The organism is Bacillus sp. J14TS2 (assembly GCF_018333015.1).
Classification (GTDB): Bacteria; Bacillota; Bacilli; order Bacillales; family Bacillaceae_C; genus Lederbergia.
In genome coordinates, this window is the sequence record NZ_BORE01000006.1 from 41,453 (window position 1) to 65,238 (window position 23,786).

At 40.8% G+C, this 23,786-nt stretch carries 25 protein-coding genes and 4 pseudogenes; 11 read left to right on the plus strand and 18 right to left on the minus strand.

What is annotated here, in order from left to right; translation table 11 throughout:
• Positions 1-134: 134 nt before the first annotated feature.
• The 6 genes and pseudogenes from KI375_RS10520 to KI375_RS10545 all read left to right on the plus strand — a co-directional run.
• Positions 135-362: a hypothetical protein gene (locus KI375_RS10520; RefSeq protein ID WP_212973467.1), complete on the plus strand. Its 228-nt coding sequence runs from the start codon at positions 135-137 to the stop codon at positions 360-362.
• Positions 363-978: 616 nt separating this feature from the next.
• Positions 979-1,602 carry a TetR/AcrR family transcriptional regulator gene (locus KI375_RS10525; protein WP_212973468.1) on the plus strand — a complete coding sequence of 208 codons (624 nt, stop codon included), beginning with the start codon at positions 979-981 and terminating at the stop codon, positions 1,600-1,602.
• A 12-nt stretch (positions 1,603-1,614) separates the two neighbouring features.
• Complete coding sequence (locus KI375_RS10530) at positions 1,615-2,154, plus strand: GNAT family N-acetyltransferase (protein WP_212973469.1); 540 nt, start codon at positions 1,615-1,617, stop codon at positions 2,152-2,154.
• Positions 2,155-2,201: 47 nt separating this feature from the next.
• Positions 2,202-3,623: pseudogene (locus KI375_RS10535) on the plus strand (MDR family MFS transporter).
• A 130-nt stretch (positions 3,624-3,753) separates the two neighbouring features.
• Positions 3,754-4,005, plus strand: a complete 252-nt coding sequence (locus KI375_RS27940; protein WP_374706839.1) for a transposase family protein — start codon at positions 3,754-3,756, stop codon at positions 4,003-4,005.
• A pseudogene (locus KI375_RS10545) lies at positions 3,966-4,275 on the plus strand (site-specific integrase); the annotation flags it as partial. The gene KI375_RS27940 and the pseudogene KI375_RS10545, both read left to right, overlap by 40 nt.
• 85 nt (positions 4,276-4,360) lie before the next feature.
• On the opposite strand, the gene KI375_RS10550 reads toward KI375_RS10545, so the two are convergent.
• From KI375_RS10550 to KI375_RS10570, 5 genes are all read right to left on the minus strand, one after another.
• A complete protein-coding gene (locus KI375_RS10550) occupies positions 4,361-4,558 on the minus strand; it encodes a DUF3173 domain-containing protein (protein WP_212973471.1) in 198 nt (65 codons plus the stop codon).
• A 436-nt stretch (positions 4,559-4,994) separates the two neighbouring features.
• Entirely contained in the window at positions 4,995-5,249 is a 255-nt protein-coding gene (locus KI375_RS10555) for a helix-turn-helix domain-containing protein (RefSeq protein WP_212973472.1), read from the minus strand.
• Positions 5,233-5,664, minus strand: a complete 432-nt coding sequence (locus KI375_RS10560) for an RNA polymerase sigma factor (RefSeq protein ID WP_212973473.1) — start codon at positions 5,662-5,664, stop codon at positions 5,233-5,235. The genes KI375_RS10555 and KI375_RS10560 overlap by 17 nt, the downstream gene beginning before the upstream one ends.
• A gap of 170 nt (positions 5,665-5,834) precedes the next feature.
• On the minus strand, positions 5,835-7,025 hold the full coding sequence (locus KI375_RS10565; protein WP_212973474.1) for an MFS transporter: 1,191 nt from the start codon (positions 7,023-7,025) through the stop codon (positions 5,835-5,837).
• A gap of 117 nt (positions 7,026-7,142) precedes the next feature.
• Positions 7,143-7,727 (minus strand): TetR/AcrR family transcriptional regulator, encoded by a 585-nt coding sequence (locus tag KI375_RS10570; protein WP_212973475.1) that lies wholly within the window; start codon positions 7,725-7,727, stop codon positions 7,143-7,145.
• Between the two features lie 452 nt (positions 7,728-8,179).
• Between KI375_RS10570 and KI375_RS10575 the strand changes: the two genes are divergently transcribed.
• The 3 genes from KI375_RS10575 to KI375_RS10585 all read left to right on the plus strand — a co-directional run bounded on the left by KI375_RS10575 (position 8,180) and on the right by KI375_RS10585 (position 11,652).
• Entirely contained in the window at positions 8,180-9,589 is a 1,410-nt protein-coding gene (locus KI375_RS10575) for an MDR family MFS transporter (protein WP_244852528.1), read from the plus strand.
• 668 nt (positions 9,590-10,257) lie between these two features.
• Positions 10,258-10,866, plus strand: coding sequence for a nucleotidyltransferase domain-containing protein (locus tag KI375_RS10580; RefSeq protein WP_306419811.1), 609 nt, complete (start codon positions 10,258-10,260; stop codon positions 10,864-10,866).
• Between the two features lie 150 nt (positions 10,867-11,016).
• On the plus strand, positions 11,017-11,652 hold the full coding sequence (locus KI375_RS10585) for a LysE family translocator (RefSeq protein WP_212973477.1): 636 nt from the start codon (positions 11,017-11,019) through the stop codon (positions 11,650-11,652).
• A gap of 406 nt (positions 11,653-12,058) precedes the next feature.
• Here the strand turns inward: KI375_RS10585 and KI375_RS10590 are convergent, their stop codons facing one another.
• The 5 genes from KI375_RS10590 to KI375_RS10610 all read right to left on the minus strand — a co-directional run bounded on the left by KI375_RS10590 (position 12,059) and on the right by KI375_RS10610 (position 15,962).
• Positions 12,059-12,799: an ABC transporter permease gene (locus KI375_RS10590; protein WP_212973478.1), complete on the minus strand. Its 741-nt coding sequence runs from the start codon at positions 12,797-12,799 to the stop codon at positions 12,059-12,061.
• Positions 12,796-13,710, minus strand: coding sequence for an ABC transporter ATP-binding protein (locus tag KI375_RS10595; RefSeq protein ID WP_212973479.1), 915 nt, complete (start codon positions 13,708-13,710; stop codon positions 12,796-12,798). Before KI375_RS10595 ends, KI375_RS10590 begins: the two co-directional genes overlap by 4 nt.
• A gap of 66 nt (positions 13,711-13,776) precedes the next feature.
• Positions 13,777-14,394: a response regulator transcription factor gene (locus tag KI375_RS10600; protein WP_212973480.1), complete on the minus strand. Its 618-nt coding sequence runs from the start codon at positions 14,392-14,394 to the stop codon at positions 13,777-13,779.
• Positions 14,391-15,494 (minus strand): sensor histidine kinase, encoded by a 1,104-nt coding sequence (locus tag KI375_RS10605; RefSeq protein ID WP_212973481.1) that lies wholly within the window; start codon positions 15,492-15,494, stop codon positions 14,391-14,393. The genes KI375_RS10600 and KI375_RS10605 overlap by 4 nt, the downstream gene beginning before the upstream one ends.
• Before the next feature lie 57 nt (positions 15,495-15,551).
• Positions 15,552-15,962 (minus strand): hypothetical protein, encoded by a 411-nt coding sequence (locus KI375_RS10610; protein ID WP_212973482.1) that lies wholly within the window; start codon positions 15,960-15,962, stop codon positions 15,552-15,554.
• Between the two features lie 167 nt (positions 15,963-16,129).
• Between KI375_RS10610 and KI375_RS27370 the strand changes: the two are divergent.
• Positions 16,130-16,386: pseudogene (locus KI375_RS27370) on the plus strand (Tn3 family transposase); the annotation flags it as partial.
• Between the two features lie 74 nt (positions 16,387-16,460).
• Here the strand turns inward: KI375_RS27370 and KI375_RS10615 are convergent.
• From KI375_RS10615 to KI375_RS10630, 4 genes and pseudogenes are all read right to left on the minus strand, one after another.
• Positions 16,461-17,025: pseudogene (locus KI375_RS10615) on the minus strand (hypothetical protein).
• Positions 17,026-17,352: 327 nt separating this feature from the next.
• Positions 17,353-17,928 (minus strand): PadR family transcriptional regulator, encoded by a 576-nt coding sequence (locus KI375_RS10620; RefSeq protein WP_212973483.1) that lies wholly within the window; start codon positions 17,926-17,928, stop codon positions 17,353-17,355.
• 169 nt (positions 17,929-18,097) lie between these two features.
• Positions 18,098-18,451 carry a VOC family protein gene (locus KI375_RS10625; protein ID WP_212973484.1) on the minus strand — a complete coding sequence of 118 codons (354 nt, stop codon included), beginning with the start codon at positions 18,449-18,451 and terminating at the stop codon, positions 18,098-18,100.
• 433 nt (positions 18,452-18,884) lie between these two features.
• Entirely contained in the window at positions 18,885-19,445 is a 561-nt protein-coding gene (locus KI375_RS10630) for a hypothetical protein (RefSeq protein ID WP_212973485.1), read from the minus strand.
• Between the two features lie 175 nt (positions 19,446-19,620).
• Here KI375_RS10630 and KI375_RS10635 point away from each other — a divergent pair, with 175 nt between their 5' ends.
• Complete coding sequence (locus KI375_RS10635; RefSeq protein ID WP_212973668.1) at positions 19,621-20,223, plus strand: TetR/AcrR family transcriptional regulator; 603 nt, start codon at positions 19,621-19,623, stop codon at positions 20,221-20,223.
• Between the two features lie 517 nt (positions 20,224-20,740).
• Here KI375_RS10635 and KI375_RS10640 read toward each other — a convergent pair.
• Genes KI375_RS10640 through KI375_RS10655 form a run of 4 tightly spaced genes read right to left on the minus strand, consistent with a single transcriptional unit; the run spans position 20,741 to position 23,728 of the window.
• The gene (locus KI375_RS10640; RefSeq protein ID WP_212973486.1) at positions 20,741-21,190 is read right to left on the minus strand and encodes a YdeI/OmpD-associated family protein; all 450 of its coding nucleotides are present in this window, start codon (positions 21,188-21,190) and stop codon (positions 20,741-20,743) included.
• 18 nt (positions 21,191-21,208) lie between these two features.
• Positions 21,209-22,012: an alpha/beta fold hydrolase gene (locus KI375_RS10645; RefSeq protein ID WP_212973487.1), complete on the minus strand. Its 804-nt coding sequence runs from the start codon at positions 22,010-22,012 to the stop codon at positions 21,209-21,211.
• Between the two features lie 4 nt (positions 22,013-22,016).
• A complete protein-coding gene (locus KI375_RS10650) occupies positions 22,017-23,297 on the minus strand; it encodes an RNA polymerase sigma factor (protein ID WP_212973488.1) in 1,281 nt (426 codons plus the stop codon).
• On the minus strand, positions 23,294-23,728 hold the full coding sequence (locus KI375_RS10655; protein WP_212973489.1) for a YciI family protein: 435 nt from the start codon (positions 23,726-23,728) through the stop codon (positions 23,294-23,296). The genes KI375_RS10650 and KI375_RS10655 overlap by 4 nt, the downstream gene beginning before the upstream one ends.
• Between the last annotated feature and the right edge of the window lie 58 nt (positions 23,729-23,786).

The following is a 23,786-nucleotide window of genomic DNA, read 5'->3' on the forward strand; positions in this document are numbered from 1 at the left end:
TCCTGTTTCTTTTATACGAGCTAGTGCATTTTTCAAGATCATCAACTTCAATTGAAAAATCAGGTACTGGTGTCCCGAACCCACCTTATGGAAAGAAACAGATTTAAACGTCTATTTTCTCATGCGAGCATAGGTTGGGAGTAGAATTTGGAGCAGTGCTTATTCCTGTTGTAGATGCCGCTTATAAAGGTATGCCGGAAGAACAGGTTTCTCATGGCATCAGTATTACGCGGATTGCTCAACAAGTAGGTGGAGCATTTGGAACTGCAGTGCTTGCCGCCAACTTACAGAGTCAATTGATTCATGGACCAATACTCGATGTTGCATCACGGGCCAATGCGTTCAATTATACTTTCTGGTGAACAATCGGATTTACCGCGTGTGCCATTATTCCGGGGGTTTTTCTTCCAGGGAACAGACGGAAATCGTTGTCTTTTTTTGGGATGAAAAGATTGTTAAAAGGAACTAGTAGTGTTTAATCACATGAACCCAAAAATAGTTGGTATGACCGACCATAAATGGTTGACCATAAAATATGGAGATAGAAAACCTGTAAAGTATATTTTTTGGGCTTACCAACTAAAGTGTGTAAATTATTCGGGTAATCGGATTTTAGTCTGGAAACTTATTTTTATTTAATTAATGATCATAAAGCACTAATTCGGATTATCATGTAGAAAAATATATTTACTGAAACATAATATTTTTGGGAGTAGAAATTATTTGCGGGGTTTTCTGGTGAAATTATTACATTAACCCTAATGAATTGCTAACTTAACCACATTCTTTCTCATTAGAATGTGGATTTTTTATGACTGGTCGTCCCATATTTACAAGATAATTTACATAACTAAAAAACAAAAATATTAATATAAAGGGTTTAAACTATACACTTGTGTCGGTATAATCTATAATATAAAACGACATAAGTGTATAGTTTATTGCATACCCTTTGTCAATCATTATGAAGGTGGCTTTATGGCACCAAAAGTTAGCGAAGAATATAAAAAAGAGAGAAAAAGAGAATTGATAGAAGCAGCCAAGAAGGTGTTTATCGAGAAAGGATTTGTTCGCACATCTATGCAAGATATTATGGACAAAGCTGGAATATCCAGAGGTGCATTTTATAGTTACTTCGATAATATTGATCACGTTTTTATCGAAGTCTTAAAATATGATGACCAAAAAGACATTCAATATTTTGTACCATTTGATGAAGGTCCACTATGGCCACAATTAAAAAAATGGGTTGAAGCACAGCAATTTTATATTGAGGCAATTGAGCAAACACTGCTCTATGCAAAGGCGGAATTCTTTTTATCATCTAATTACGCAAACAATAAAGATAATTTTCCTTACGTTTCTGAACGCTACAATCGAACTACTAAAGCTATAGAAGAAGTATTAAACGAAGGTATGCGTAAAGGAGAATTTAGACCTCAACAACCTATTCGTTCTATTGCGAGGTATCTCATATCATTTATAAACGGTTTAATGTTGGACACGTATCAATTGGGACATGAACAAACAAAAGTAAAGAGTCAATTATCCGTCTTACTTTTCTCTTTAGAAAAATTAATTAATCCAATATCCGCAAAATAAGGAGTGATCGTTATGTTGTTTGAATCATCAAGAGTGAGATTAAGAAAGATGACAAAGGAAGATACAGAACTTTATCACAAGTGGAGAAATGATATGGAAGTTATGCATTCCACCAACCCATCTTTAGATGTTTATCCGATGGAAGCAACTGAAGAATTTGTAGATAATGTTATTTTGGGGTCTCATACAGCCAAAAGCTACATTATGATTGAAAAAGGAAATGAATTTCCAATTGGCATTGTATCATTAATCAACATTGATTATAAAAATAGAAATGCTGAATGTATTATTGATATCGGGGAAAAGGAATATTGGGGAAAAGGCTATGGTTCAGAGGGTTTGAAATTACTGTTGGATTATGTTTTTTATGAAATGAACCTCCATCGAGTTTCCCTTAAAGTATTTTCATTTAATGATAGAGCTATTCGTTTGTACACTAAAATCGGTTTTCAGGAGGAAGGAAATAGTAGACAAAGTCTATTTAGAAATGGTGAATGGCATGACATCATTCATATGGGGCTTTTACAAATGAATACCTTGAAAAGCAAGTAAGAAATGTATAAATATGATTATTTTTATCCTTTGTAAGGTGGGGTTATATGGAAGTACAAAGAAATGACAAGCAATTTAGTGTGATTCCTATTATGATATCTTTGTTGCTGGCGGGATTTATAGGTTTATTTTTCGAAACAGCCTTAAATATGGCTTTTAGTGATTTACAGCAGGTGTTTCAAATAAATGCATCTACCGTTCAGTGGTTAACAACTGGCTACCTTTTAACCATTGGCGTTTTAGTACCTATTTCGGCACTTTTAATCCAATGGTTTTCAACAAGAAAGCTATTTATAACTTCAGTAGTATTTTCTATTTTAGGTTCAATAAGTGCTGCACTTGCTCCAAATTTTAGTTTGTTATTAATAGGGAGAATGCTTCAAGCTATTGGTACAGGAATACTCCTTCCATTAATGTATAATGTTGTTTTAGTAATTATTCCTCCCAAAAAGAGGGGGACGGCTATGGGGTTAATAGGATTAGTAATGATGACATCCCTTGCACTTGGTCCTGCAATTTCTGGGCTGGTGGTTGAAACCCTAAGTTAACATTGGTTATTTTGGTTAGCAATTCCCTTCTATGTAAGTGCCCTGTTGTGTAGTGTGTTCTATATGCAAAATGTTTCTACAATAACCAAGCCAAAAATCGATTTATTGTCTATTCTTCTATCTACAGTTGGGTTTGGGGGAATAGTATATGGTTTTAGTGGTGTAGGGCAAACAGAAGGTACATCAATTGCCATAGTGACTATAATCATTGGTATTTTATCATTATTACTATTCTCTATTAGACAGTTCTCCATTAAATCCCCTATTGTCAATTTGAAGGCTTTCAAACAGCCGATGTTTGCATTAGGTACTCTGACTGTGGTAGTTAATACGATTATTATTTTAACAGCTAATCTTCTTCTACCTATTTATCTTCAAGACGGTATGGGCTACACCGCTTTGGTGGCAGGGCTAATTTTACTTCCTGGTGGAATCTTGAATGGGATTATGTCACCTATCACTGGTCGATTATTTGATCGATTTGGTCCAAGATGGTTAGTGATTTCTGGTTTTTTCATAGCCTTTGTTGTACTTTGGATTTTCTCCAATGTTGAATCGAGCACATCTGTTGAAGTAATAATCACACAGTATATGTGTTTGATGCTTGGAACCTCAATGGTTATGATGCCAGTGCAAACTAATGGATTAAATCAATTGGATACAGAGCTATATCCACATGGTTCTGCAATAATAAATACAATGCAGCAAGTGGCAGGTGCCATTGGAACGGCTACAGCTGCAACAATGATGACAATGGGACAACAAAATTATTTATCTGGCATCACCGACCCGACAAAACCTGAAAATATAGTGGTTTCTCTCACATCAGGAGTACAAAATGCTTTTATTTTTGCAATGGTGGTGTCGATTATTGGATTAGTTTTAGCATTCTTTATCAAACGTGTAAAAGTTGAGGACTGAACACAAAAACAGCATTACTCTAATCAAGAAGTAATGCTGTTTTTGTTTATTGTCTTAAAATATGTTGCAAAAGGAAAATGAAATAATGACATCTAATATGCTTAACCTACCAAATTTTAAAATTATTGATATGGATGAGAGTGAATTTGATTATAGATTCTTAGTTGAGACCATTTTACCGCCTCCCTCCTACTGCCCAAAATGTGGTACTGTTGCAAACTTATATAAGCACGGTAAAAAGAAGCAGTTATTTTTCGACCTACCAATGCACGCTAAACGTGTTGGAATTTATATAAAACCCAGCGTTATAAATGTCGAGAGTGCGACTTATAGATTGGATTCAAGAAGCCGTTTGAGAAGGTCATTTCTAAGATTTATGTAGATAATTTTTATGAACATTTATGTTTTGTAATGTTGTGGACGTATTTCATGACAGGAGTATGCGTGAATGAATGAGGGAACCGCATTATGGTGGGAAGATGTCGATTTTAAAAATAAACGACTACGCATCCATCATTCCTTGTATATTAAGAATAAAACCACTTGGACACGTAAAAATTATACAAAAACAGAAGATGGTAAACGCATTATCTCTTTAGACGATGATACCATCCAAATTTTAAAAGAGTGGAAAGCACGACGTTTACCAGTAATGCGGTCTGTACCGAGTTCAGTCTCATAATAAAATTGTCCCGCTTTGTCTACATGTACACCTTTATATTTTGTCCTAGCCATGACTAGTTTTCCTCCAATTCTAGTTCACAACCTAGAATCGACTCGACTGTCATTTTTGGTACACGCCCTAAGCGTTTATTATTATAAAATGGATACCCTTGTTGTACCATCATTTGCTTTGCTTGTCTAATAATTCGTATGGAAGTATATTTGGGATATCCAAGCTGAATTAAATCATCCTTTGTAATCAGTTCCTTCATTAATATATGCCCCTCCTTCATCGGCAATAGAGGAATACATATCTATGAGACAACGATTCACAAATCTAGCTAGCTATTTCAAAAACTCTTTAAAAAATCAGACGGCTGTTGGTACAGCTCCACGGGAATTTCACCCCTGCAAGTATTTCTTCCAGCCCTACTCATAGCTTGTGACGCTTTGAACGCTCGAACCACGACGATAGGGGAGTATCATTATCCTAACTGATGGGTTATCGCCAGCAATCCACCACGATTGCATTAGACTCATAGATTATCGCTCGTTTCTTACAAAAGTCATGGCGCAAGAATCAGGTGGCTCATCATCAGTAGAACGTATCTGATTTTTTGTTATATACTGCACGGCGTTATCTTCCGTGCTTTCTTTGTCAAAGAACAACATATGATTAATGAAAGGGAAAACCCAACTATTCTTAATTTAAATCTTGAAAGCTAAAACAGACTGCATAAGCTTTGTCCGCAAGCGATCACGTGTATCTTCGTTGATGCCCCAATAGGTGTTTCCATGCTCATCCCGGATCTTACACATGGACAAGCTTGTCATATAGTTTTCATAATGCAGAACAACTACCTTCATTGCTTCGGCTTCACCCTTGTTTGCAGCTAAAATGATTGGATACGGCAACAAGCCACGCTCGCTATTTTCCGTATTTGTATTAATCATCCCATTCATCTGCACGCCCCTCCAAAAACCGTTTTAATAGTTCAAAAGAGCTTGTCCTTCTATACTGTACGGTGCTGCGTGGAATATCGAGTAGTTGACCTATTTCCACGTCAGACATATTAAAGAAATAGTATAGTAGGACGGCGATACGCTTTTCGTCTGGCAAAGTATGCATGGCTTCAGCAAGGAGTTTTGGTGTAATTCTCTTTCCTCTCACTTGAAAATCTTGTGTTTCACCCTCATAATAATTATCTATGGTATAGAGTTGATTTTCCTCTTGTAGTGTGAGGTCAGAAAACGTCATTTCCTTTGATTGTCGTTGCCGCATTTCATTATAAATATTGATTGTTTCATTCTTCAATACTCGTTTGCAAAAGCCGTTAAAAGCACAGCGTATTTGCCATTGGGTACGATTAGGTTCCATGCATTCATCTCCCTTCGCAACTGCAAAGGCGGGTGACGATTTCCCCTTTCATAACCATCAACAAGCGTTTTTACAAAATGCCAAAAATATCAGCAATTTAAAAAAAACCTAGTAAGCTATAAAAAAATCCCAACTAAACATAGCTAGTTGGGCATAAAAATTTAAACATCCTATTGGATATTACCTTGCCTATTTGAAAGGGAAATGGAGAGAAAAAAAGAAAATAAACCAACCAAGGTAATAAACCCTGCAAACCAACTTAGTGAGGTATAGGAATAATGATTGCTAATGATTAATCCTCCCATTGCTGATCCTAAGGCAATACCTAATTGCATGAAAGATGTATTAACCGCAATAATCATATCCGCTAATTTTGGAGCCAAAGATCTAAGATATGTTTGATTCGCGGGAGTCGTCGCCCAGCCAGAAGCACTCCATGCCATCATGATCAGAAATAAAAAAATAGGATGTTCCCCAACCAGCGGAAGTAAAAACAATGTAAGTGTCCTACTACCTATCGTTACAAATAACGTCTTCTTGACACCCCACTTATCTACGCTATAACCACCTATATAACTTCCTAGAATACCAAATATGCCTAAAACAAAGAATGCGATTGTAATTTCTTCCATATTAAAACCAGCCAGATGATGCAAGAAGGGTGTGAAATACGTATACAGAGAAAATTGGCCAATAAATACGAACGCACTTACCAATTGACCCGTAACCATTATGGGTTTTCGTAAGATAGAAAACTGTGTTTTTAGCGGTACTGGATCCTCTCCTTTTACTTTCTGAGTAAATAGCCAAATTCCTAACACAGGAAGAAGAGTAACAAGCGCCACAAAAGTGAACGTCATTCTCCATCCAAATGCTTCTCCTACAACTGTTCCTAAAGGTACCCCTAAAACCAATGAAGAGCTAAATCCCATAACCGTTGTCCCGATTGCTTTCCCTGCTTTTGCGGGAGGGACTAGTTTGGCAGCAAATGCAATAGAAGACACGCTAAATATCCCGGCACTAATTGCAGCAATAATTCTTGAGATCATAAGAAAGATATAATTTGGACTAATGGCTGCAATGACGTTACTGAGGATAAAAACGAATAACGAGAGTAATAACAGCTTTTTCCTCTCTATGTGGGAGGTTAACAAGATAAGAACAGGTGTACCTATTGCGTAAATAACAGCATAAATCGTCACGAGTTGTCCTGTAGCTGTGACCGAAACTCCGAGGTCAACTGATATCAGTTTCAAAACTCCAGCAAAAACTAACTCAACTGTCCCAACAACAAACATTCCTATAGCAAGCATCCAAATGCCCAGATTTGTTTTGGAATCAATCCTTTTGTTGTTCTCCACAATATCTCTCCTTTTTTGACCTTTCGGTCTAATATAATCGTAAATAATTCAGTAAAAACAGCTATTATAGACTGATCGGTCCAAAAAAATCATAAAAAGAAAAGGGTCGGCAATAGGTTAGTCTAAGATCGAGAGTGTAATTTTAACAATATCATTTAAAACAACGGGATTGGAAGTAGATTTAGAGGCAATAAACAAACTATATCGAGCTTGGTTCAGGAATCGGGCAAGTGCCATAATATCATCGTGCCGCTCACTTAATTCACCTTCTTTTTGTGCGCGGATTAATGCTTGATAAAATGCGGACACTTCATGTTCCATATTCGTTTCAATCAATCTTGAAATTTCCTGATCATGCGGCGCCAATTCTACTGCCGTATTTATCATAAAGCATCCTTTTTTTCGTTCTTCATCAATGAGAAATTTTACTAAATCGTAAAAAACAGCCTTTATGGATTTCTTTGGTGAGTCATATCTTTCAAGTGCATCATTTAGAAAAGTTATCTTCTGATCGGCATAATGTTTTAAAGAGGCTAGAAATAAGTCGTGTTTATTTCCATAGGTATCATACATACTTTGCTTAGCGATTCCCAAATGTTTCAGTAGTTCTTGAAGGGAAGTACCCTCATAGCCCCGATACCAAAAGAATTCCATTGCTTTACTAAGAACCTTTGCTTTATCAAATTCTTTATGTCGTGCCATGTGCCTTTTCCCCCTTTCTTTTAAAAGAATAACATTTTCAGAATGAATGGTCAAAAATTATAAGGACCTCTTCCTTCCTTTTAAACGACTACCTGCTAGCAGAGGTGGTCGTTTAATTTGGATCCCGCACTCGAATGTCCATGAGTAGATTCCGCTTGTAAGGCCTCGTTTCATAATGGAAAATCATTCATTTAGCGTACATAAATATGGGCAGTTTTATTTATTGACAAATTCTAGTTATTAAAGATATCATTTAAACATAAATATTAAAAAAATTGAAATTAATCACTCTGGAAGGAAAACTTTTCTGTGAGCAACTCGCCCAGTTCATATCGTAATGTCGATGTTAGGTAGTGATGAACGTTATGTTGATATTCTTATGTATAAACAAGTGCCCCCCTTTATTTGCAAGCTATACATGCTAAACCAAATAAAGGAGGATTCTTATTATTATGAACATGAATCGATCGATGGTTATGATTTCCATCTTTGTCGCTACTTTTTTAGCGGCTGCAGAGTCATCGATTGTTACAACGGCCATGCCTAAAATTGTAGGTTCCCTTCAAGGGATTGAGCTTATGAATGGGGTATTTACGGTTTATTTGCTGGCCTCTACCGTTACTGTATTAATATTCGGCAAGCTGTCCGATTTGTACGGAAGGAAGCTTATTTTCGCCGTTGGCGCTGCTATTTTCTTGATCGGTTCTGCCCTGTGCGGTCTAGCCCAAACGATGGAGCAATTGATTGCATTCCGGCTTATTCAAGGAATCGGTGCTGGTGCTATTTTGCCGGTCACACAGACTATCATTGCGGATATTTATCCCGCAGAAGATAAACGGGCTCAGATGATTGGGCTTACGGCTTTCGTTTGGGGAGGATCGGGTGTGATTGGGCCTCTGCTCGGCGGTTTCTTCGTCGATTATGTCTCCTGGCATTGGATTTTCTTTTTCAATATTCCCTTTGGTCTGGCGGCCATCCTTCTCATGGTGATGTTTCTACAAGAGAAGATTGAGAAAAGCAAAAAAACAATTGATTATTTGGGCATCCTTACCTTCTCCTTAAGCATGCTATCTTTATTATATGCTGTTCAGAAGGGGGGAGAGGGGCATTGGCTATCGGGGCCGGTCCTTTGGTGTATGGCCGCTTTTGTCGTGTTGATGGTGTTATTTTTATGGATAGAAACGAAAGCAAAGGAACCGATCTTACCCTTGTACATGTTTCGGGAGCTTAAAATCTTGTCAGCCAACTTCATTCAATTTCTCGTGAATGCGATCATGATGGGAACGTTAGTGTATATGCCGATGTGGTTCCAAGGAGGATTGGGAACGGGAGCAATGGAAGCGGGACTAATGCTTGCTCCCCTAGCGATTTTCTGGGCATTCGGTTCCTACCTATGCGGGAAAATGCTTGTGCAACAAGGGATAAGAGTAACCTCATTCACAGGAAATATGATCCTGATTCTATGCGGATCGTGGCTGGCAGCGATGCAATTAACGAGCAGTTCGTATGGCTTTTACTTGATTTCCGCATTTCTCGGCATTAGTTTTGGCATCACCGTGACCTTGTATACCGTTGTCGTTCAATCCGCAGTCGATTCTTCCTTAAGCGGAGTGGCAACAGCGACCAATTCGCTTTTTCGCTCGTTAGGACAAATGTTGGGAGCTTCTGTGTTCGGCAGCTACTTTAACTCCCGGATTGTTCATCACATGGCGACCGAAAACTTGGAAAGCGGGGATATCAATCAAATGAACAGATTGATCAACGCATCAGGCACCGATCAGCTTCCCCCTTCGATGCTTTCACAATTGCGGGATATTCTAGTTTCCAGTATCCATGATGTTTTTATCGTGTTTCTGGGTTAGCAATAGTATGTGTGTTAGCGACGCTGTTATTGCCGAAATCCAATCATAGCAAAGCGAATAGTGTTACCAAGTCCCAATAAGCAGTTTCGAATGAGGTCAACCTGGAATGGGATTGCAGGTTGACCTTTTTAAATAAATAATGCTTGTCCATGATTCACCTAATACGGCACCAATTTAAATGAGAATGACATTCCATGCAACGGTGCCGATCATCGTAATTTTTGGCTCTTCGCTATTTAATTTTGAAAAGGCAACTTTCTAGAGGTTGATCATTTACGTGATATGCCAGCGTTACAACACCTTGTTCCTAAAGGACAAAAACCAATAGGGACAAGGGAATGGGTTCAATTACTCGCTCCACATTCACCACCTGTAACATAATCATTGATGGATTCTGGGATATCAGATTAAATACTAAATAGCGAGGAAGCAGGAAAGATTAATTTACTTAATTTCGTATAAGATGGAGGAAAATGTGCTAAATTTAGAGGAATTAACTATTGAACAGTTGCAGAAATAGCCGATGTGTTATACGGGAAGCTAGAAAAGGAAGCTATCTTATAAGTAGGGGTAATACCAACGTAGCTGACACCACACGCAGAGAGGCCATCTAGATGGCCTCTTAAAAAACATGCGATTAGAAAGCACAGTGAACTGTAATGGGAGGGATGGATTTGAGGGCAGATATAAGTAATTGGATGCCACTAACTGTGTCGGAAATAAATGAAATATTTTCTGTCATTCCGGTACGTTGGTGTATTGCCGGGGGCTGGGCAATAGACTTGCATTTAGGTGAACAAACTAGAGAGCATAGTGATATTGATGTTATTATTACTCGTAAAGAGCAATTAACCGCTTATCAGTATTTAAATCGTGATTGGATCTTATACAGGGCTGAGGATGGCAAGCTTAGTCTTTGGGAAGACAGAGAGTATTTGAATTCGACAAATGATGTATGGGTTAGTAAGAGCGACGAGTCGCCTTGGGCTTTTCAACTTATGATCATTGATACAGAAGAAAATTTTTGGATTTATAAGAGAGATAAATCAATTAGAAGATCAATGACTGAAATTATTTTGAAAACAGCTGAAGGTATACCTTATTTGAGACCCGAAATCCAACTTCTCCATAAAGCGGGCGGATCGAAAGTACGGGAGAAGGATTATAATGATTTCAAAACAATACTGCCGTCACTTCTGCAACAAGAAAAAGCATGGCTGAAATCTTCTTTAAAACGGCAATTTCCGGAAGGACATGACTGGGTCGAATATTTGTAAAATATTTAAGCTTGTGTTGCTCTACGGATTACCGGATTTTATGAGCGACATAGCTTCAAGATATTCATTTAGTTTAAATTGGGTAAAAAATTAGCATATCATAATAATGAAAATGTTATGATTTTTATGGAAGAAAGGTGGAGTGACAACATGTTTTCCTTTATTGTCGTTGTGTTTCTTTTATTTTTAGTCCCAGGTCCTGCGGTGATTATTACAATTTCTCAAACGATAAAAAGCGGGAGAAAAAATGGTATTATGACTGCTTGTGGAATCGCCTTAGGGGATAGTATTCACGTGTTGTTCGCTGTTTTAGGGTTATCAGCGATATTATTAAGTTCTGCTCTAGCATTTGAAATCGTAAAATATATCGGAGCTCTTTATTTATTTTACTTAGGGATTCAAATGTTACTTACAAAGACCAAACAAAAAGAAAAAACAAACCTTGAACAAACGTCTGTGAGTATAGATAAAAGCTCGAGTTGGAAATCAATTAAACAAGGCTTTTTAGCGGAAATATTGAATCCTAAAACAGCATTATTCTTTTTAGCATTTTTACCTCAATTTATCCAAAATGACGGAAATAGTGTGACATTACAACTTTTTGTTTTAGGTATTGTATTTGTGCTAATGAGTATTTCCTACACATCTGTTTTGGTCTATTGTGCAAGTTTCATTGGAGCAAAAATTTTCAAAACATCAGGTGTTTTTTCTAATAAAATCGAAAAAATTGTCGGATTGATTTATATTGGATTAGGTATACGTTTAGCCTTTCAAACTCAAGAATAGATGGCGAATACAACTATTCGTTTCCCAATGATTCCTATAAAATTATAGAATGAAAGAAAACGCTGATTTTTAAAAAACCTTAGTAACCATCTATCAGTGTAACAGACAGATGGTTACTTTACTTCCAAATCAACAAACCCCATTTTCGGGGAGTACCAGCGAAGCTGACATCACCCGCAATAAGGAAATGTCAAGGTTATAATACATTATTTAAGTTAAATACTTCCAATAGGGGTACAACCAACATTTTGTTACGTGGTAGGAAAACATGTAAACGGTCCGCATGTGGTGCTTTCAATGTCACTAATCTGATTGTGATTAAGCTATACGGTGTTGTCACCACAGCCCTTGCTATACTTCCCCAATAAAAACGTATTTTTGTAAAGATTACTCAAACATGATCATCTTATTCCCCGCTCCAGCGGAAAAACCGTGAGGACAAAATGATAGATATAATGGCGACTCCAAGGAGGACCCCTACATCCACCCCATTCTCCCAAATCGGTGTGAAGTTCCATGTTTGCCTTATTAAATCAATGACGTAGTAAAGTGGAAGGAAGTGGGCGATAACACGTAATGCATTTGGCATCCATTCAATCGGAAAGGTAGCTCCCGATAGAAAAATCATTAAATTCAAGGCAAGTGAACTGATGGCTGAGGCAGTCCGAACGTTTTTGGCAATGGAATTGATCAACAGTCCGAACGAGAAGAAGGCAACTAGGCTTAATAGGATGGCCAACAAGGTACTTCCCACATATTTCGGTATATGCAAATTAAAGACGAGGTATCCAAAAATAAGAATAATTCCGGCGCTGATGGTAAAAATGACGGTTCCCTGCATGGTTTGCGCCGTTAACACCATCCAGGGCCGCACGGTTGTGACCTGATAGCGTCGCAAAATGCCTTTTTCACGATAGTTGGCCATCACCGTTCCGATTCCGAAAAACGCAGTGGTCAAGATGTTCACGGCAATCCAGGACGGGATGTAAGCATTGCTATAAGTCATCCCACCGATTTTTGCGCTTCCGAACATCTCTCCGAATAGCCAGATCATCAGAACCGGAAACAAAAAGGTCCAGAACACGGCCATTTTTTCTCGAAAAAATAACTTTGTTTCCATTACCGACAGTTTCACAATTTTATTCATGCTGATCGCTCCTTTAACAGGCGGACAAACAAATCATCCAGCGTGCCTCGCTCGAAACGGAATGCGGCCACTTTCCAACCGCGTTCTTCACATTCTTTTAAAACCAGGTAGGCAGAACGCTGGAGATTATCCGTTTGAATTCTCACCCGATCCGCGGATTTCTCCACATGAATCACGCTGGGCAGGGCGATCAATACATCGGGATCCACATCGAAACTCTCAAATGCTAGGTAGTTTGTCGCCAGGTCTTCAAGCAACACATTTGGTTTTCCAAGTGCCCGGATTCGGCCATCGTACACCATGGCGATCCGATCACAAAGTTTTTCGGCTTCTTCCATATAATGCGTTGTGACTAGGATGGTGGTTCCTTGTTCCTTCAGGGTATGGATGACTTCCCACAACTCGCGGCGTGCTTGCGGATCAAGCCCCATGCTCGGTTCATCCAAAAACACGATTTCGGGTTGATGCAAAACAGATAAAGCGAGCGTTACCCGTTGTTTCCAGCCACCGGAAAGATCCTTGAAATACGAATTGAGTTTGTCTTTCAAATGTAACTGTTCAATGATGCCCTTCATTTCTTGATCTGTGTTGTAAAAAGAGGCAAACAAATTCAACGCTTCTTTGACCTTCATTAACTCCTGAATGGATGTGGCCTGAAACTGCACCCCGATTTTTTTATTTAATTGATAGCGGTTGGATTCCTTGCCGGGGTCAAAGCTAAGTACGTGCACGTTTCCGGAATCTCTTTTCCGCAGTCCTTCCAGGATCTCAATGGTTGTGGTCTTACCGGCCCCGTTCGGACCGATGATACCGAATATTTCGCCTTTTTCGACTGTAAAAGAAATCCCCTGTACGGCTCGAGTTTCACCGTATTGTTTAGTTAAGCCTTCAACTTCAATGACATGTGTCACTTTTTTCTCCTTCTCTCATAAATAAATTTTTATTCTTCAGTCTTGCATCATAAAATCAGTTTTGTTTTACAAAAATGGTTCTTCCGGCAGCCACCCTTTTTTTTCGGCAATGGCGACGGCATCCATCCGGTTTCTCGCTTCCAGCTTCTGAATAATTTCGGAGATGTAGTTACGGATCGTAGCTGGAGAGAGATAGAGATTATTACTGATTTCTTTAACCGAATTTCCCTTCTTCAGGTGCAACAATATCTCGGATTCTCGTTTCGTGAGTGGGTTGATTTCTTCCATCATGGAAAAAGTTAGGTGCGGGCTAAAGACGCGCTTGCCCGCGTGAATTTTTCGCAGTGCTTCTGCCAATTCGGACACGGGCGTATCTTTTAGCAAATAACCCATTACTCCGGCCTTCACGGCACGTTGCAGGTACCCGCTTCGGGCGAAGGTGGTTACGATGGCGACCCGGCATTCACTGCCTTCATCCCTCAACTTTTCCGCTGCCTCTAGTCCGCTTAACAATGGCATCTCTATATCAAGCACGGCAATATCGGGGGTTTTTTCCTGAATCAGCCGGAGAGCCTGTTCACCGTTGTTGGCTTCCCCAACAATTTCAATATCTTCTTCCAGGGCAAGCAACTGGCTGACCGCACCCCGTAGCATTCCCTGATCTTCCGCAATGACAATTCTCATTGGATTTCCTCCTTCGTGATCGCCGGTTTCTTGACTTTCGGCACGATGATTGTGATTTTTGTCCCTTTTGTTTCCCCGGTTGTCATTTCAAGTTTTCCCTCGATAAGCAATAACCGTTCTTTCATGCCCAACAGGCCGCTGCCGAACCGGTCGTGATTTTCCTTCGCAATGCCAACTCCGTCATCCTCCACCTGAAGAATGTATTTTCCGGGTCTTTCTTCGAGGCGGATTGTGCATTTGTGCGCGCCGCTGTGTTTCACTACATTGGTGACACATTCACGAAGACACAGGCTCAGGATATTCCGGATAATCGGCGGGGCTCCTGAAAATTCATCAATCTGTTCCAATTTGAATGAAATTCCAGCGGACTCGCAAATTTGAGCCGCCTGCTGGCATTCCTCGACGAGATCGATGGACTGCATATCACTGATCAGTTCCCGAACCTGCAGCAAAACGGATCTTGAAATATTCTGGATCTCACGTGCTTCTTTTGAGGCTTGATCGGGATTCTGGGGAATCAGCCGCTCCACCAATTCACCTTTCAACGTAATCAGAGAAAGGGTATGACCCAACGTATCATGAAGATCACGGGCAATTCGCTGGCGCTCTTCATTTTTTATCAACCGGGAAATTTCATCATTGGCATATTGTAACCCCAATTTCAATTCATGTGATTTCCGGATCATTCTCACCATATAGGGCAACAAGAAAAGAATGAGAAGAATCGAATACCAGCCAAGGTACAATGGATTCGACTCTCGTAAGAAATAGAACCCAACCGACCCGGCAAAGAGCACAGCCATAAGTACGGTCATTCCAGTAATTTTACGGTAGGATGGGTACTTGCCAATCACCAAAGCGGGATAAAAGCCGAAGCTCAATTCCCACGGGTTCAAGAAAGCCCCCCATAAAGCAATCGCGACCAGTTGAACAATGATGAAAAAGGTTCGGTGTTTCGCATTCATAATGCTGATCAAATGAGCCGTTGCGATGATAAAAAACAATAGATAGTTGTACCCCGTCTGTTGTGGAAAAATAATGATAGAAATCAATGGAGGAAGCAACATCATCGTTTCCCACGGCAGTCTGATACGAGCCATTTCTTACCACCTCCGTCATTTTGGTCTATCATACCATATGGTTTTGAGCCATTGACCTTAACCTTTTTCGTTGACTTTCGGTGTCTCGGAAACCTGGGCCTGTTTCCCGCGTTTTAGCCACATCGGAACCAACCAGATCGAAAGTAAGAAGACCACGATATGCACCGGCTGTGCAATAACTCCGAATTTATCTGCAGGAGGATTAGCCAAAACATTGAGCGACGACAACAGAGTGACACCTCCGGTCAGTAGAACATAATAGGCTGAAGGTCTTGCAGTTTTTTGAAACCACTTTACGAAAATCATGGCCCCGGCGATATTTGCGATGATCGAAGCAACCGCAATGGAGATCCAATTTAACTGGGAAAACCACAGGCCTGTTACAGCACCTAACAGGTAAGCCGTGGCAACACCGGCAGCTCCTGAAATAACTCCCGCATATAAACCGACTAATAAACCTTTTCTCATTATTACTTGTGCCTCCTTGATTTATTGTATTAAAAGCATATCGAAAAGCCGACGGGGGCCGGTAGTTATGTATATCACTTTTTTGAAATGATAAATATCACTTTTTTTAGAAGGTATTTCGGATCGATTCATGTTATTTAAAATGACTTTTTATGCGGGAAAATCTACGGACTGAAGATCAGGAGATTGCGGTTCTTTCCCTCTATCTATTGCAAAACTGTCTCGACTATATTAACACAATCATGATTCAATCCGTTTTATCGGAAAAGAAGTAGCTGGATATGATGACGCCTGAAGATTTGAGGGCGTTAAGTCCGCTTATCTATGGCCATGTAAATCCTTATGACATTTTAAATTGGATATGATGGAACGAATTCCAATCGAAGAAAGGCAATCAGAAATAGAAACCCCTTTACATTTCTAATTTTCTTCCTTATTGCTGGTACTACCCCTTTTCTCTGAGCACTGATCTCAAAATATTAATTCTAGACGTAGTATTCATACTTCTTTTTTAGTACTAAGTTTGACATTTCCATAATGATCGACAGCGAAGCTAAACAATACTTTCACCAGAAACAGTAAGCCAATGATCAACATATATTGAGTTCCTGGCAGCATGGGCATCACCCCTAGACCAACAGACAAAAACAAGCCCGCTACAAATAATTGTACATGCTTCCCAATAAGGGCGTTTACGATATAAGCCCCGATGATTGTATGAGCCCATATCCCTACTGAATACCCAATATTAGTATTGAGAAGCAGGGAAATGAGTACGATATGGACGTGGATCGTGATGAATACGATCCGATTTTTTCCGCGCCGCATAAAAATTGCTAGTTGATGCTGTAAAATTCGCTATAACGCCCGAAAAAACATCGAAAATCGATAATAATGCCAGGGCGCTGCGCCATACTGGCAAATCGTTAGCCAATTCAGGGAATCGGTAATATAACGCAGCCGTCAATACACCGCCAAAAAGCAGTATCGCTAAAATGGATCCAACAGACTGTTTCTCACCAAATACATCGTGCAAAAAAGGAGGAAATCGAAACTGTCTCATTTCACGCCACTCCCATCATCAAAAAATAACATTTTGTTCTTTGTAAAGTTTTGTACTAAAAATGATCGTAATAGAGAACATTAATAGGGCTTATCTATAGCCTGACGATAGATGGCGCATATCAATGAAAATAAAAATCCCCAATTTCTCAGTGTGAAAGTGAAGAAATTGGGGATGTAAGGATGATCTAAAAATGTTTTTACTTGTTATCGGAAGTCTTTGAATGAAATGCTGTTATCTTCCATTCTCATTTCCTATTAACAGGAACTTTTGTGTTAATTGAATCTCTCCTTCTGAATCATAATCAGGGCGTTAAGCTTTCTGGTTTTACTCCCTTTCAATCCCTTCTCCATTCTCCCGATGATTATTGATTAACTGTAAAATCCACTCTTCGTCAAAACGGAGCTTTTCTAACCGATGCTGGAAAAAGATCAGCATATACTTTTGTTCTCCCTTGGGGATCCGTTCATCCTTGCCCGCATACTCCAATCGTTCTTCCTCATGGCGGATCTCATATCGCAGGTAATCCTTGTATTGGTGTAAAATTAAAAATTGTAATTCCTTACTGATCAGACCAAAATTCTTCAACTTCGTATAAAAATGTAACTCGTAATCCACTGAGTATGGAATCGGTTCTTCCATCAACCGAAAAAAACGCATTCTGCCTTCATCTGTGAGTTTATAAATTTTTTTCTTTTTTCCTTTTCCCCGTTTAGTGCCCTCCGGTTGTTCATCGAGGACCTGTTCGATCAGACCATCTGAAAGCATGCCGTGAATGAGTGGATAAAGCGCCCCCCAGCTAATTTTTCGCGTAGGTCCAACAATTCCGTTCAAAATCTGATGCAGCAAATAGCCGTGCATCGGGTTATTCATCAATTCGCCGAGTATGAACAATTCGTTCAAACAAGAGCCTCCCTTTTTAAATTTAGCTGCTATAGCATACAGTTGCCCGAAAACCGTCACGCAGACTGCTGCTAGGCCAGCCCATCGTGGGGTTGCGGCAGAAGCAGCGCGGCGGCGATCAGGTTCACAGTTGCGATGCCGTACTTAAGCAGAAAAATTCTCATTGTCTTTAATGACCGCTAACCAAGTAAAGGGTATTACCTTCAGGATCACTGAAGTGTACGACCTGGGCTGCTTTACCCTCAACAGAATCATGGAATTCAACACCGCGGGATTTCAATGTCTCGACGGCTGACTCTAATTCTTGAACCTCAAATCCAATAGACATGCTTCCTGATTTTTCCGGTTGAGATTCTTGTTCTTCGGCAAGGTGCAGGAGACCAATTGTTAATCCCGGTGCTTCGATCTGTACAAAATGCTCGTCCATTCCGTTTTGTAGCTTTAATCCAAGAGTTTCGACGTAAAATTGAACGGCCCTTTTTAAATCCGCTACCATTACAGTCACATTGGCACTTTTAAACATGGTATATTGCCTCCTTTAAATGTTTGATCGTTTTTATTATATCAAAAATTTATAATTAGTAAACATGTTTTTATGATATATATTTATGGATATTCCATTTAAAATAAAGTTGCACCGTTTTGAAAAGGTGAATGTTGATAAGGTTACATCGTTGACATGCATTTCGAAAAAAGGAAAATATTTTTCCAAAGAATCATTGCTAATAAAGTCAAGAAAATGGTTGGTTTGATTTATGTTGGATAAAGTATACGTTTAGCCCTTCAAACTCAAGAATAGATGAGGAATACGGATCAGTCGTTTTTCGAACCCTAAACAACTTTATTCTCTCTGGACATGTGCTTGTTTTGGAACAACTCAGTCGTGACTCGTACTAACTCAATTGTGGCTTACAAAAACTAATAGAAACCTCAGAGTAAAACCAATCTGCATGTTTTTATTCAGCTTCTTCACTGGTATTTCCATAATGATCGACTGCAAAGCTAAACAATACTTTCACTAGAAACAGTAAGCCAATGATCAACATATATGGAGTTATTCCTGGCAGCATGGGCACCACCCCCAGACCAACTGACAAAAGCAAGCCCGCTATAAATAATTGCCCACGCTTCCCAATAAGGGAATTTACGATAAAAGCCCCGATGATCGTATAAGCCCATATCCCTACTGAATAACCAATATTAGTATTGAGAAGCAGGGAAATGAGTACGATATGGACGTGGATCGCGATGAATACGATCCGATATTTTTTCCGCGCTGCATAAAAATTGCTAGTTGATACTGTAAAATTCGCTATAACGCCCGCAAAAACATCGAAAATCAATAATAATGCCAGGGCGCTGCGCCATACTGGCAAATCGTTAGCCAATTCAGGGAATCGGTAATATAATGCTGCCGTCAATATACCTCCAAAAAGCAGTATCGCTAAAATGGAGCCAACAGACTGTTTCTCACCAAATACATCGTGCAAAAAAGAAGGAATTCGAAGCTGTCTCATTTTACGCCACTCCCATCATCAATAAATAACACCTTTTTACAAAGTTATGTAGTATGTATAGCACTTATCTCTAAAATTATTATATCTATATGAACTGCATTGTTCAATATATTTTGTACTATTTTTATTGAATCAGTATAAAACTTCGGTTACACTACATATGAGGTGAACAATGATGAACGGTTACGAACGACGGAAACAGAAAAAAATTGATCAAATATTCAGCGTATCGATTGAATTATTTTTCAAATACGGCTTTCAGAAGGTTAGCGTGAATGAGATTGCACATAAAGCGAATGTTTCCCCTGCAACCATATATAATTACTTCGGGACGAAAGAACAGCTCTATACTGATTCCCTGATGAATTGGCTGGACAAGCAGTTGAGACAGTACGAGGACATCCTAAATTCCAGGTTATCTTTTCTTGAAAAGACTAAAAAAATCATGCTGTTCGAGGCTAAAAACTTAAAAATTTTAGCGGATGAGTTTCCGAAAGCCCCATCCTCTGATTTAAGAGGGTTGATACAAATGATGGATGGATATAACGAGCAGAAGGTCGTGCCTTTTTTTAAGAAGTTTGTCGCGCTTGGAAAACAAGAGGGGTATATTCGAAAAGATCAATCTGAAGAGATGATGATGCGTTATTTTACAATGTTCCAAAATGAACTGGTCCGGAATTGGGAGGGATCGAATCAAAAACGGATAACCGAGAATATGGATCATTTGATGGAGTTGTTCTTTTATGGGGTAGCTGGACGGGCACAGCCTCAGGAATAGTACAAACCGAATCCCTTTTTTGCGAAATTAACAATACTACTTTGTAATCATTAGAGCTATTAAGAAAAAACCTATTTTATTAAGATTTTATCAATGATCGTCTTGCAGTTGAGTGTCAGTAATAATGCTACTTTTAGAGTGTTAAGAGTCTCTCCTTCACCAAAGAAGTTTTACATGTAGCTTTGAAATTAAGTTTATCAAAAGTCCCGCAAAACCTCATTTTAGGGCAAACAAAAAGAATCCCTTTTGAAAAAGATTGATCAAAAATGGATTCTTCTCTTGTGAATTAGTAAACATTTTATAAAAAAGTTCGATCATTTTCTACCTATGATCTTTAAATATCGCCAGATTGCTGAATAACAAGGAAATACATAAGTTGTTATATGCTTAACTTTTAATACACTTCTCCATATCCCTCTAATGGCGCCCTGTTGGACGACTTATGCGTAAGTTTCAAGGCCATGCTGTTCTAAGCCGCATACTGATAAATTTGTTAGAACATTAGTGGAGACGCCATTTACCGAAGTTTGCCTTCGCGCAGCAAATTGACGGACTTCTCAATGCGTCGCTGCCTAGTTTCGGCGGTTTTGGCGCCCTCGATATTCAATACAAACCGACGCTTGTTGCTGTAGGATAAACTATCGAAAAACTGCCGGGCCGCCGCATGACGATCCAACGCTTCTGCAAAATCATCCGGCACGTTGACCTCACGCGGCATAGTGTCCAGCTCGATGTCAACCTCTATTTCATCGCCGGCCTGAATACCGGCCCCATCCCGATTCTCTCGGCTAACCGGCAGCATGAACTTTCCACCCATCAACGCTACTGTGCTGCGATATGTATACGAGCCGATCGTCACTTTGACTGGTGGCTTTTTTCCAGCTCCGAGAGCCTCAACAATTTCCTCAGGGACTTGAATTCCTGTAGCCGTTTTCCTGCTCAATTCTAATCTCGTTTTAAATTTCATGAACGTTCTCTCCTCAAATTATTTATTATTTCCACAAAACTCTTTTATTAAGGGGGCAAGCGACTTCGGCTTCACAATGTGAGTCTCGCCCTCCAATACATGGACATCCGCTTGAGGCAGCACCTTGGCGAGCGACTTCATTCCGTTTTGCATCCATGAATGGCTTTTGCTGCCATATACAACGAGTACCGGAACTCTCACAGAAGACCAGTAGTCGGCTGGTAGTGGCTTTCCTCTCTGGAAGTCCACTGTCAGCAGCGTATCGTACGGAAGCGTGTGTGCAACCGCTTTAAGCTTCGACCACGCTGGCATAAGCGGCATCATCGCCACAGCGATTGCGGGAAGACCGACACCTTTTCTCATAAAATACTTAACTGCTGCGCCTCGTCGATTCACAGCTAGCAGCTCATCGAACTTAGATGCGTAATCATCCGGCACCGGGGATCGGCTATGATCGACGACAAACGGCGACTCATACAAAACGAGCTTCGTTACGGATGAGAGTCGTTTGGCCGCTTCGAGCGCCAAGGCTGCACCGGAAGAAATGCCGTAAATACAAGCCGATCCTCCCGCTTCTTTAATCAGCGCCGAAATATCCTCGACTTCCCGCTCGATTGCATAAGGCTTCACCTCGTTACTGTCTCCCCGTCCGCGGCGATCATAGGTGTATACGGTAAAATACGAGGATAACTGCTCAGCCAACGGACCGTTCGGGCCAGATGCCCGATAGCAGAGCGCGCCGTCGACTAAAATCAAGGCAGAGCCATGACCGATTTTCGTATAAGCAATTGACGTTCTGTCCTTTGAAATAACGTGATTCATATTCTCATCCCTCTTTCCGACTAGTGTCTTGCTTTTCCATACATACCTCGGCCCGTTTCCGCAGTAATTCTTGTTCACGCGTATTGTTCGTTAACGATGCCGCGCGTTTGAATTCCCCACTTGCTTCCTGAAAGCGACCAAGCTTCATAAGAAAATCCCCACGTACGCTCGGCAGCAAATAGTAGTCACTCAGCGCTGGCTCCTCGCTTAGCGTATCGACTACCTCCAAACCGATGGCCGGACCAAATGCCATGGAAAGCGCAACTGCGCGGTTCAGCTCGACAACCGGTGACGGCATAATTTGGGCAAGCCCATCGTATAGAGCGGCAATTTGCACCCAGTTTGTTTCTGCAGCTGTGCCGGCTCGGGCGTGACAGGCGGCAATGGCGGCTTGCAATGCATAAGGACCGAATGCACCGCCAAGCTCTTCCACTCTCTTCAGTGACACGAGCCCGCGCTGGATTAGCAAATGATCCCAAAGCACACGATTTTGATCGAGTAATAAGATCGGCTCGCCAGCTTCAGCGACACGAGCCCGAAACCGCGACGACTGAATCTCCATAAGCGCCACCAGACCATGCACCTCGGGCTCCATTGGGGCAATCGCGGCCAGGATACGACCGAGACGAAGCGCCTCCTCGCAAAGCGCCGGTCGCATCCACTTGCCTCCCGAAGTCGCCGCGTAGCCTTCGTTGAACATCAAATAGATAACCTCAAGCACGGAGGACAGGCGTGCATCCAGCTCCTCCTTCGCAGGAAGCTCGAACGGTACGCGCGCTGATGCAAGCGTACGCTTTGCACGTACAATCCGCTGGGCAATCGTCGGCTCTGGGAGCAAGTAGGCATGTGCGATTTCCTTCGTCGTCAACCCGCCCAGAAGACGCAGCGTAAGTGCAACACGCGCTTCCGGAGAAAGGATTGGATGGCAGGTCATAAAGATTAGACGGAGCATGTCATCGCCTACATGGTTATCCAGTTCCGCTTCAAGATCGTGTTCGATACTTGTATAGTACTCGCGACCAAACTCTTCATATTTGCGTACCATTGTTTGATTTCTCCTCAATTGGTCGAGAGCACGGCGTTTGGCAACGGTCATCAGCCATGCACTCGGATTATTCGGTATTCCTTGCTTCGGCCACTTCTCCAAGGCGATAACCAGCGCATCCTGCGCCAGATCCTCGGCAAACCCTACGTCCCGAACCATTCGGACCAGACTGGCAATCAAGCGAGGAGATTCAATCCTCCAGACGGCATCGATCGTTCGGTGGGCTTGTGAATTGCTCATGAATGCTTATCCTGTTCTACTTGCTGACGTAGTCGGGAATCCAGCTCCAATATATTCGTATCCTCCGTCAATCCGGACGTGTCAAACACTTGCCTTAATTCGATCTCGCCTTGACCGAAGCCATGGGGATCAGGCATACGCAATGCCCATTCAATCGCCTCTTCTCTCGATTTCACCTCGATCAGCGTAAATCCGGCAATCAATTCCTTTGCCTCGGTGAACGGTCCGTCTTTAATGACTGGCTTGCCCCCGGGAACCGGATATGAAATGCGAATGCCTCCCGAGCTCGGGTGTAAACCTTCTGCCGCCAGCAGCACTCCGGCCTTTACCAGTTCCTCGTTGTATTTCATCATCGCATCCATTAATTCCTGGCTCGGTCGCGTCCCTGCCTCCGAGTCGTTCGTCGCTTTCACAATCATCATAAATCTCATGTCGTATGTTCCTCCTTTTCAACTTATTATTCACTGCCTTCATTTAAACGACGAACGG

Bases quoted from the DNA above. Each gene is read 5' to 3' on its own strand.
- KI375_RS10525 (WP_212973468.1), top strand. From the start codon at position 979: ATGGCACCAAAAGTTAGCGAAGAATATAAAAAAGAGAGAAAAAGAGAA.
- KI375_RS10530 (WP_212973469.1), top strand. From the start codon at position 1,615: ATGTTGTTTGAATCATCAAGAGTGAGATTAAGAAAGATGACAAAGGAA.
- KI375_RS27940 (WP_374706839.1), top strand. From the start codon at position 3,754: ATGGATGAGAGTGAATTTGATTATAGATTCTTAGTTGAGACCATTTTA.
- KI375_RS10550 (WP_212973471.1), bottom strand. From the start codon at position 4,558: ATGAAGGAACTGATTACAAAGGATGATTTAATTCAGCTTGGATATCCC.
- KI375_RS10555 (WP_212973472.1), bottom strand. From the start codon at position 5,249: ATGAATGGGATGATTAATACAAATACGGAAAATAGCGAGCGTGGCTTG.
- KI375_RS10560 (WP_212973473.1), bottom strand. From the start codon at position 5,664: ATGGAACCTAATCGTACCCAATGGCAAATACGCTGTGCTTTTAACGGC.
- KI375_RS10570 (WP_212973475.1), bottom strand. From the start codon at position 7,727: ATGGCACGACATAAAGAATTTGATAAAGCAAAGGTTCTTAGTAAAGCA.
- KI375_RS10575 (WP_244852528.1), top strand. From the start codon at position 8,180: ATGAACATGAATCGATCGATGGTTATGATTTCCATCTTTGTCGCTACT.
- KI375_RS10580 (WP_306419811.1), top strand. From the start codon at position 10,258: ATGGATTTGAGGGCAGATATAAGTAATTGGATGCCACTAACTGTGTCG.
- KI375_RS10585 (WP_212973477.1), top strand. From the start codon at position 11,017: ATGTTTTCCTTTATTGTCGTTGTGTTTCTTTTATTTTTAGTCCCAGGT.
- KI375_RS10590 (WP_212973478.1), bottom strand. From the start codon at position 12,799: ATGAATAAAATTGTGAAACTGTCGGTAATGGAAACAAAGTTATTTTTT.
- KI375_RS10600 (WP_212973480.1), bottom strand. From the start codon at position 14,394: ATGAGAATTGTCATTGCGGAAGATCAGGGAATGCTACGGGGTGCGGTC.
- KI375_RS10605 (WP_212973481.1), bottom strand. From the start codon at position 15,494: ATGGCTCGTATCAGACTGCCGTGGGAAACGATGATGTTGCTTCCTCCA.
- KI375_RS10610 (WP_212973482.1), bottom strand. From the start codon at position 15,962: ATGAGAAAAGGTTTATTAGTCGGTTTATATGCGGGAGTTATTTCAGGA.
- KI375_RS10625 (WP_212973484.1), bottom strand. From the start codon at position 18,451: ATGTTTAAAAGTGCCAATGTGACTGTAATGGTAGCGGATTTAAAAAGG.
- KI375_RS10630 (WP_212973485.1), bottom strand. From the start codon at position 19,445: ATGAGACAGCTTCGAATTCCTTCTTTTTTGCACGATGTATTTGGTGAG.
- KI375_RS10635 (WP_212973668.1), top strand. From the start codon at position 19,621: ATGAACGGTTACGAACGACGGAAACAGAAAAAAATTGATCAAATATTC.
- KI375_RS10640 (WP_212973486.1), bottom strand. From the start codon at position 21,190: ATGAAATTTAAAACGAGATTAGAATTGAGCAGGAAAACGGCTACAGGA.
- KI375_RS10645 (WP_212973487.1), bottom strand. From the start codon at position 22,012: ATGAATCACGTTATTTCAAAGGACAGAACGTCAATTGCTTATACGAAA.
- KI375_RS10650 (WP_212973488.1), bottom strand. From the start codon at position 23,297: ATGAGCAATTCACAAGCCCACCGAACGATCGATGCCGTCTGGAGGATT.
- KI375_RS10655 (WP_212973489.1), bottom strand. From the start codon at position 23,728: ATGAGATTTATGATGATTGTGAAAGCGACGAACGACTCGGAGGCAGGG.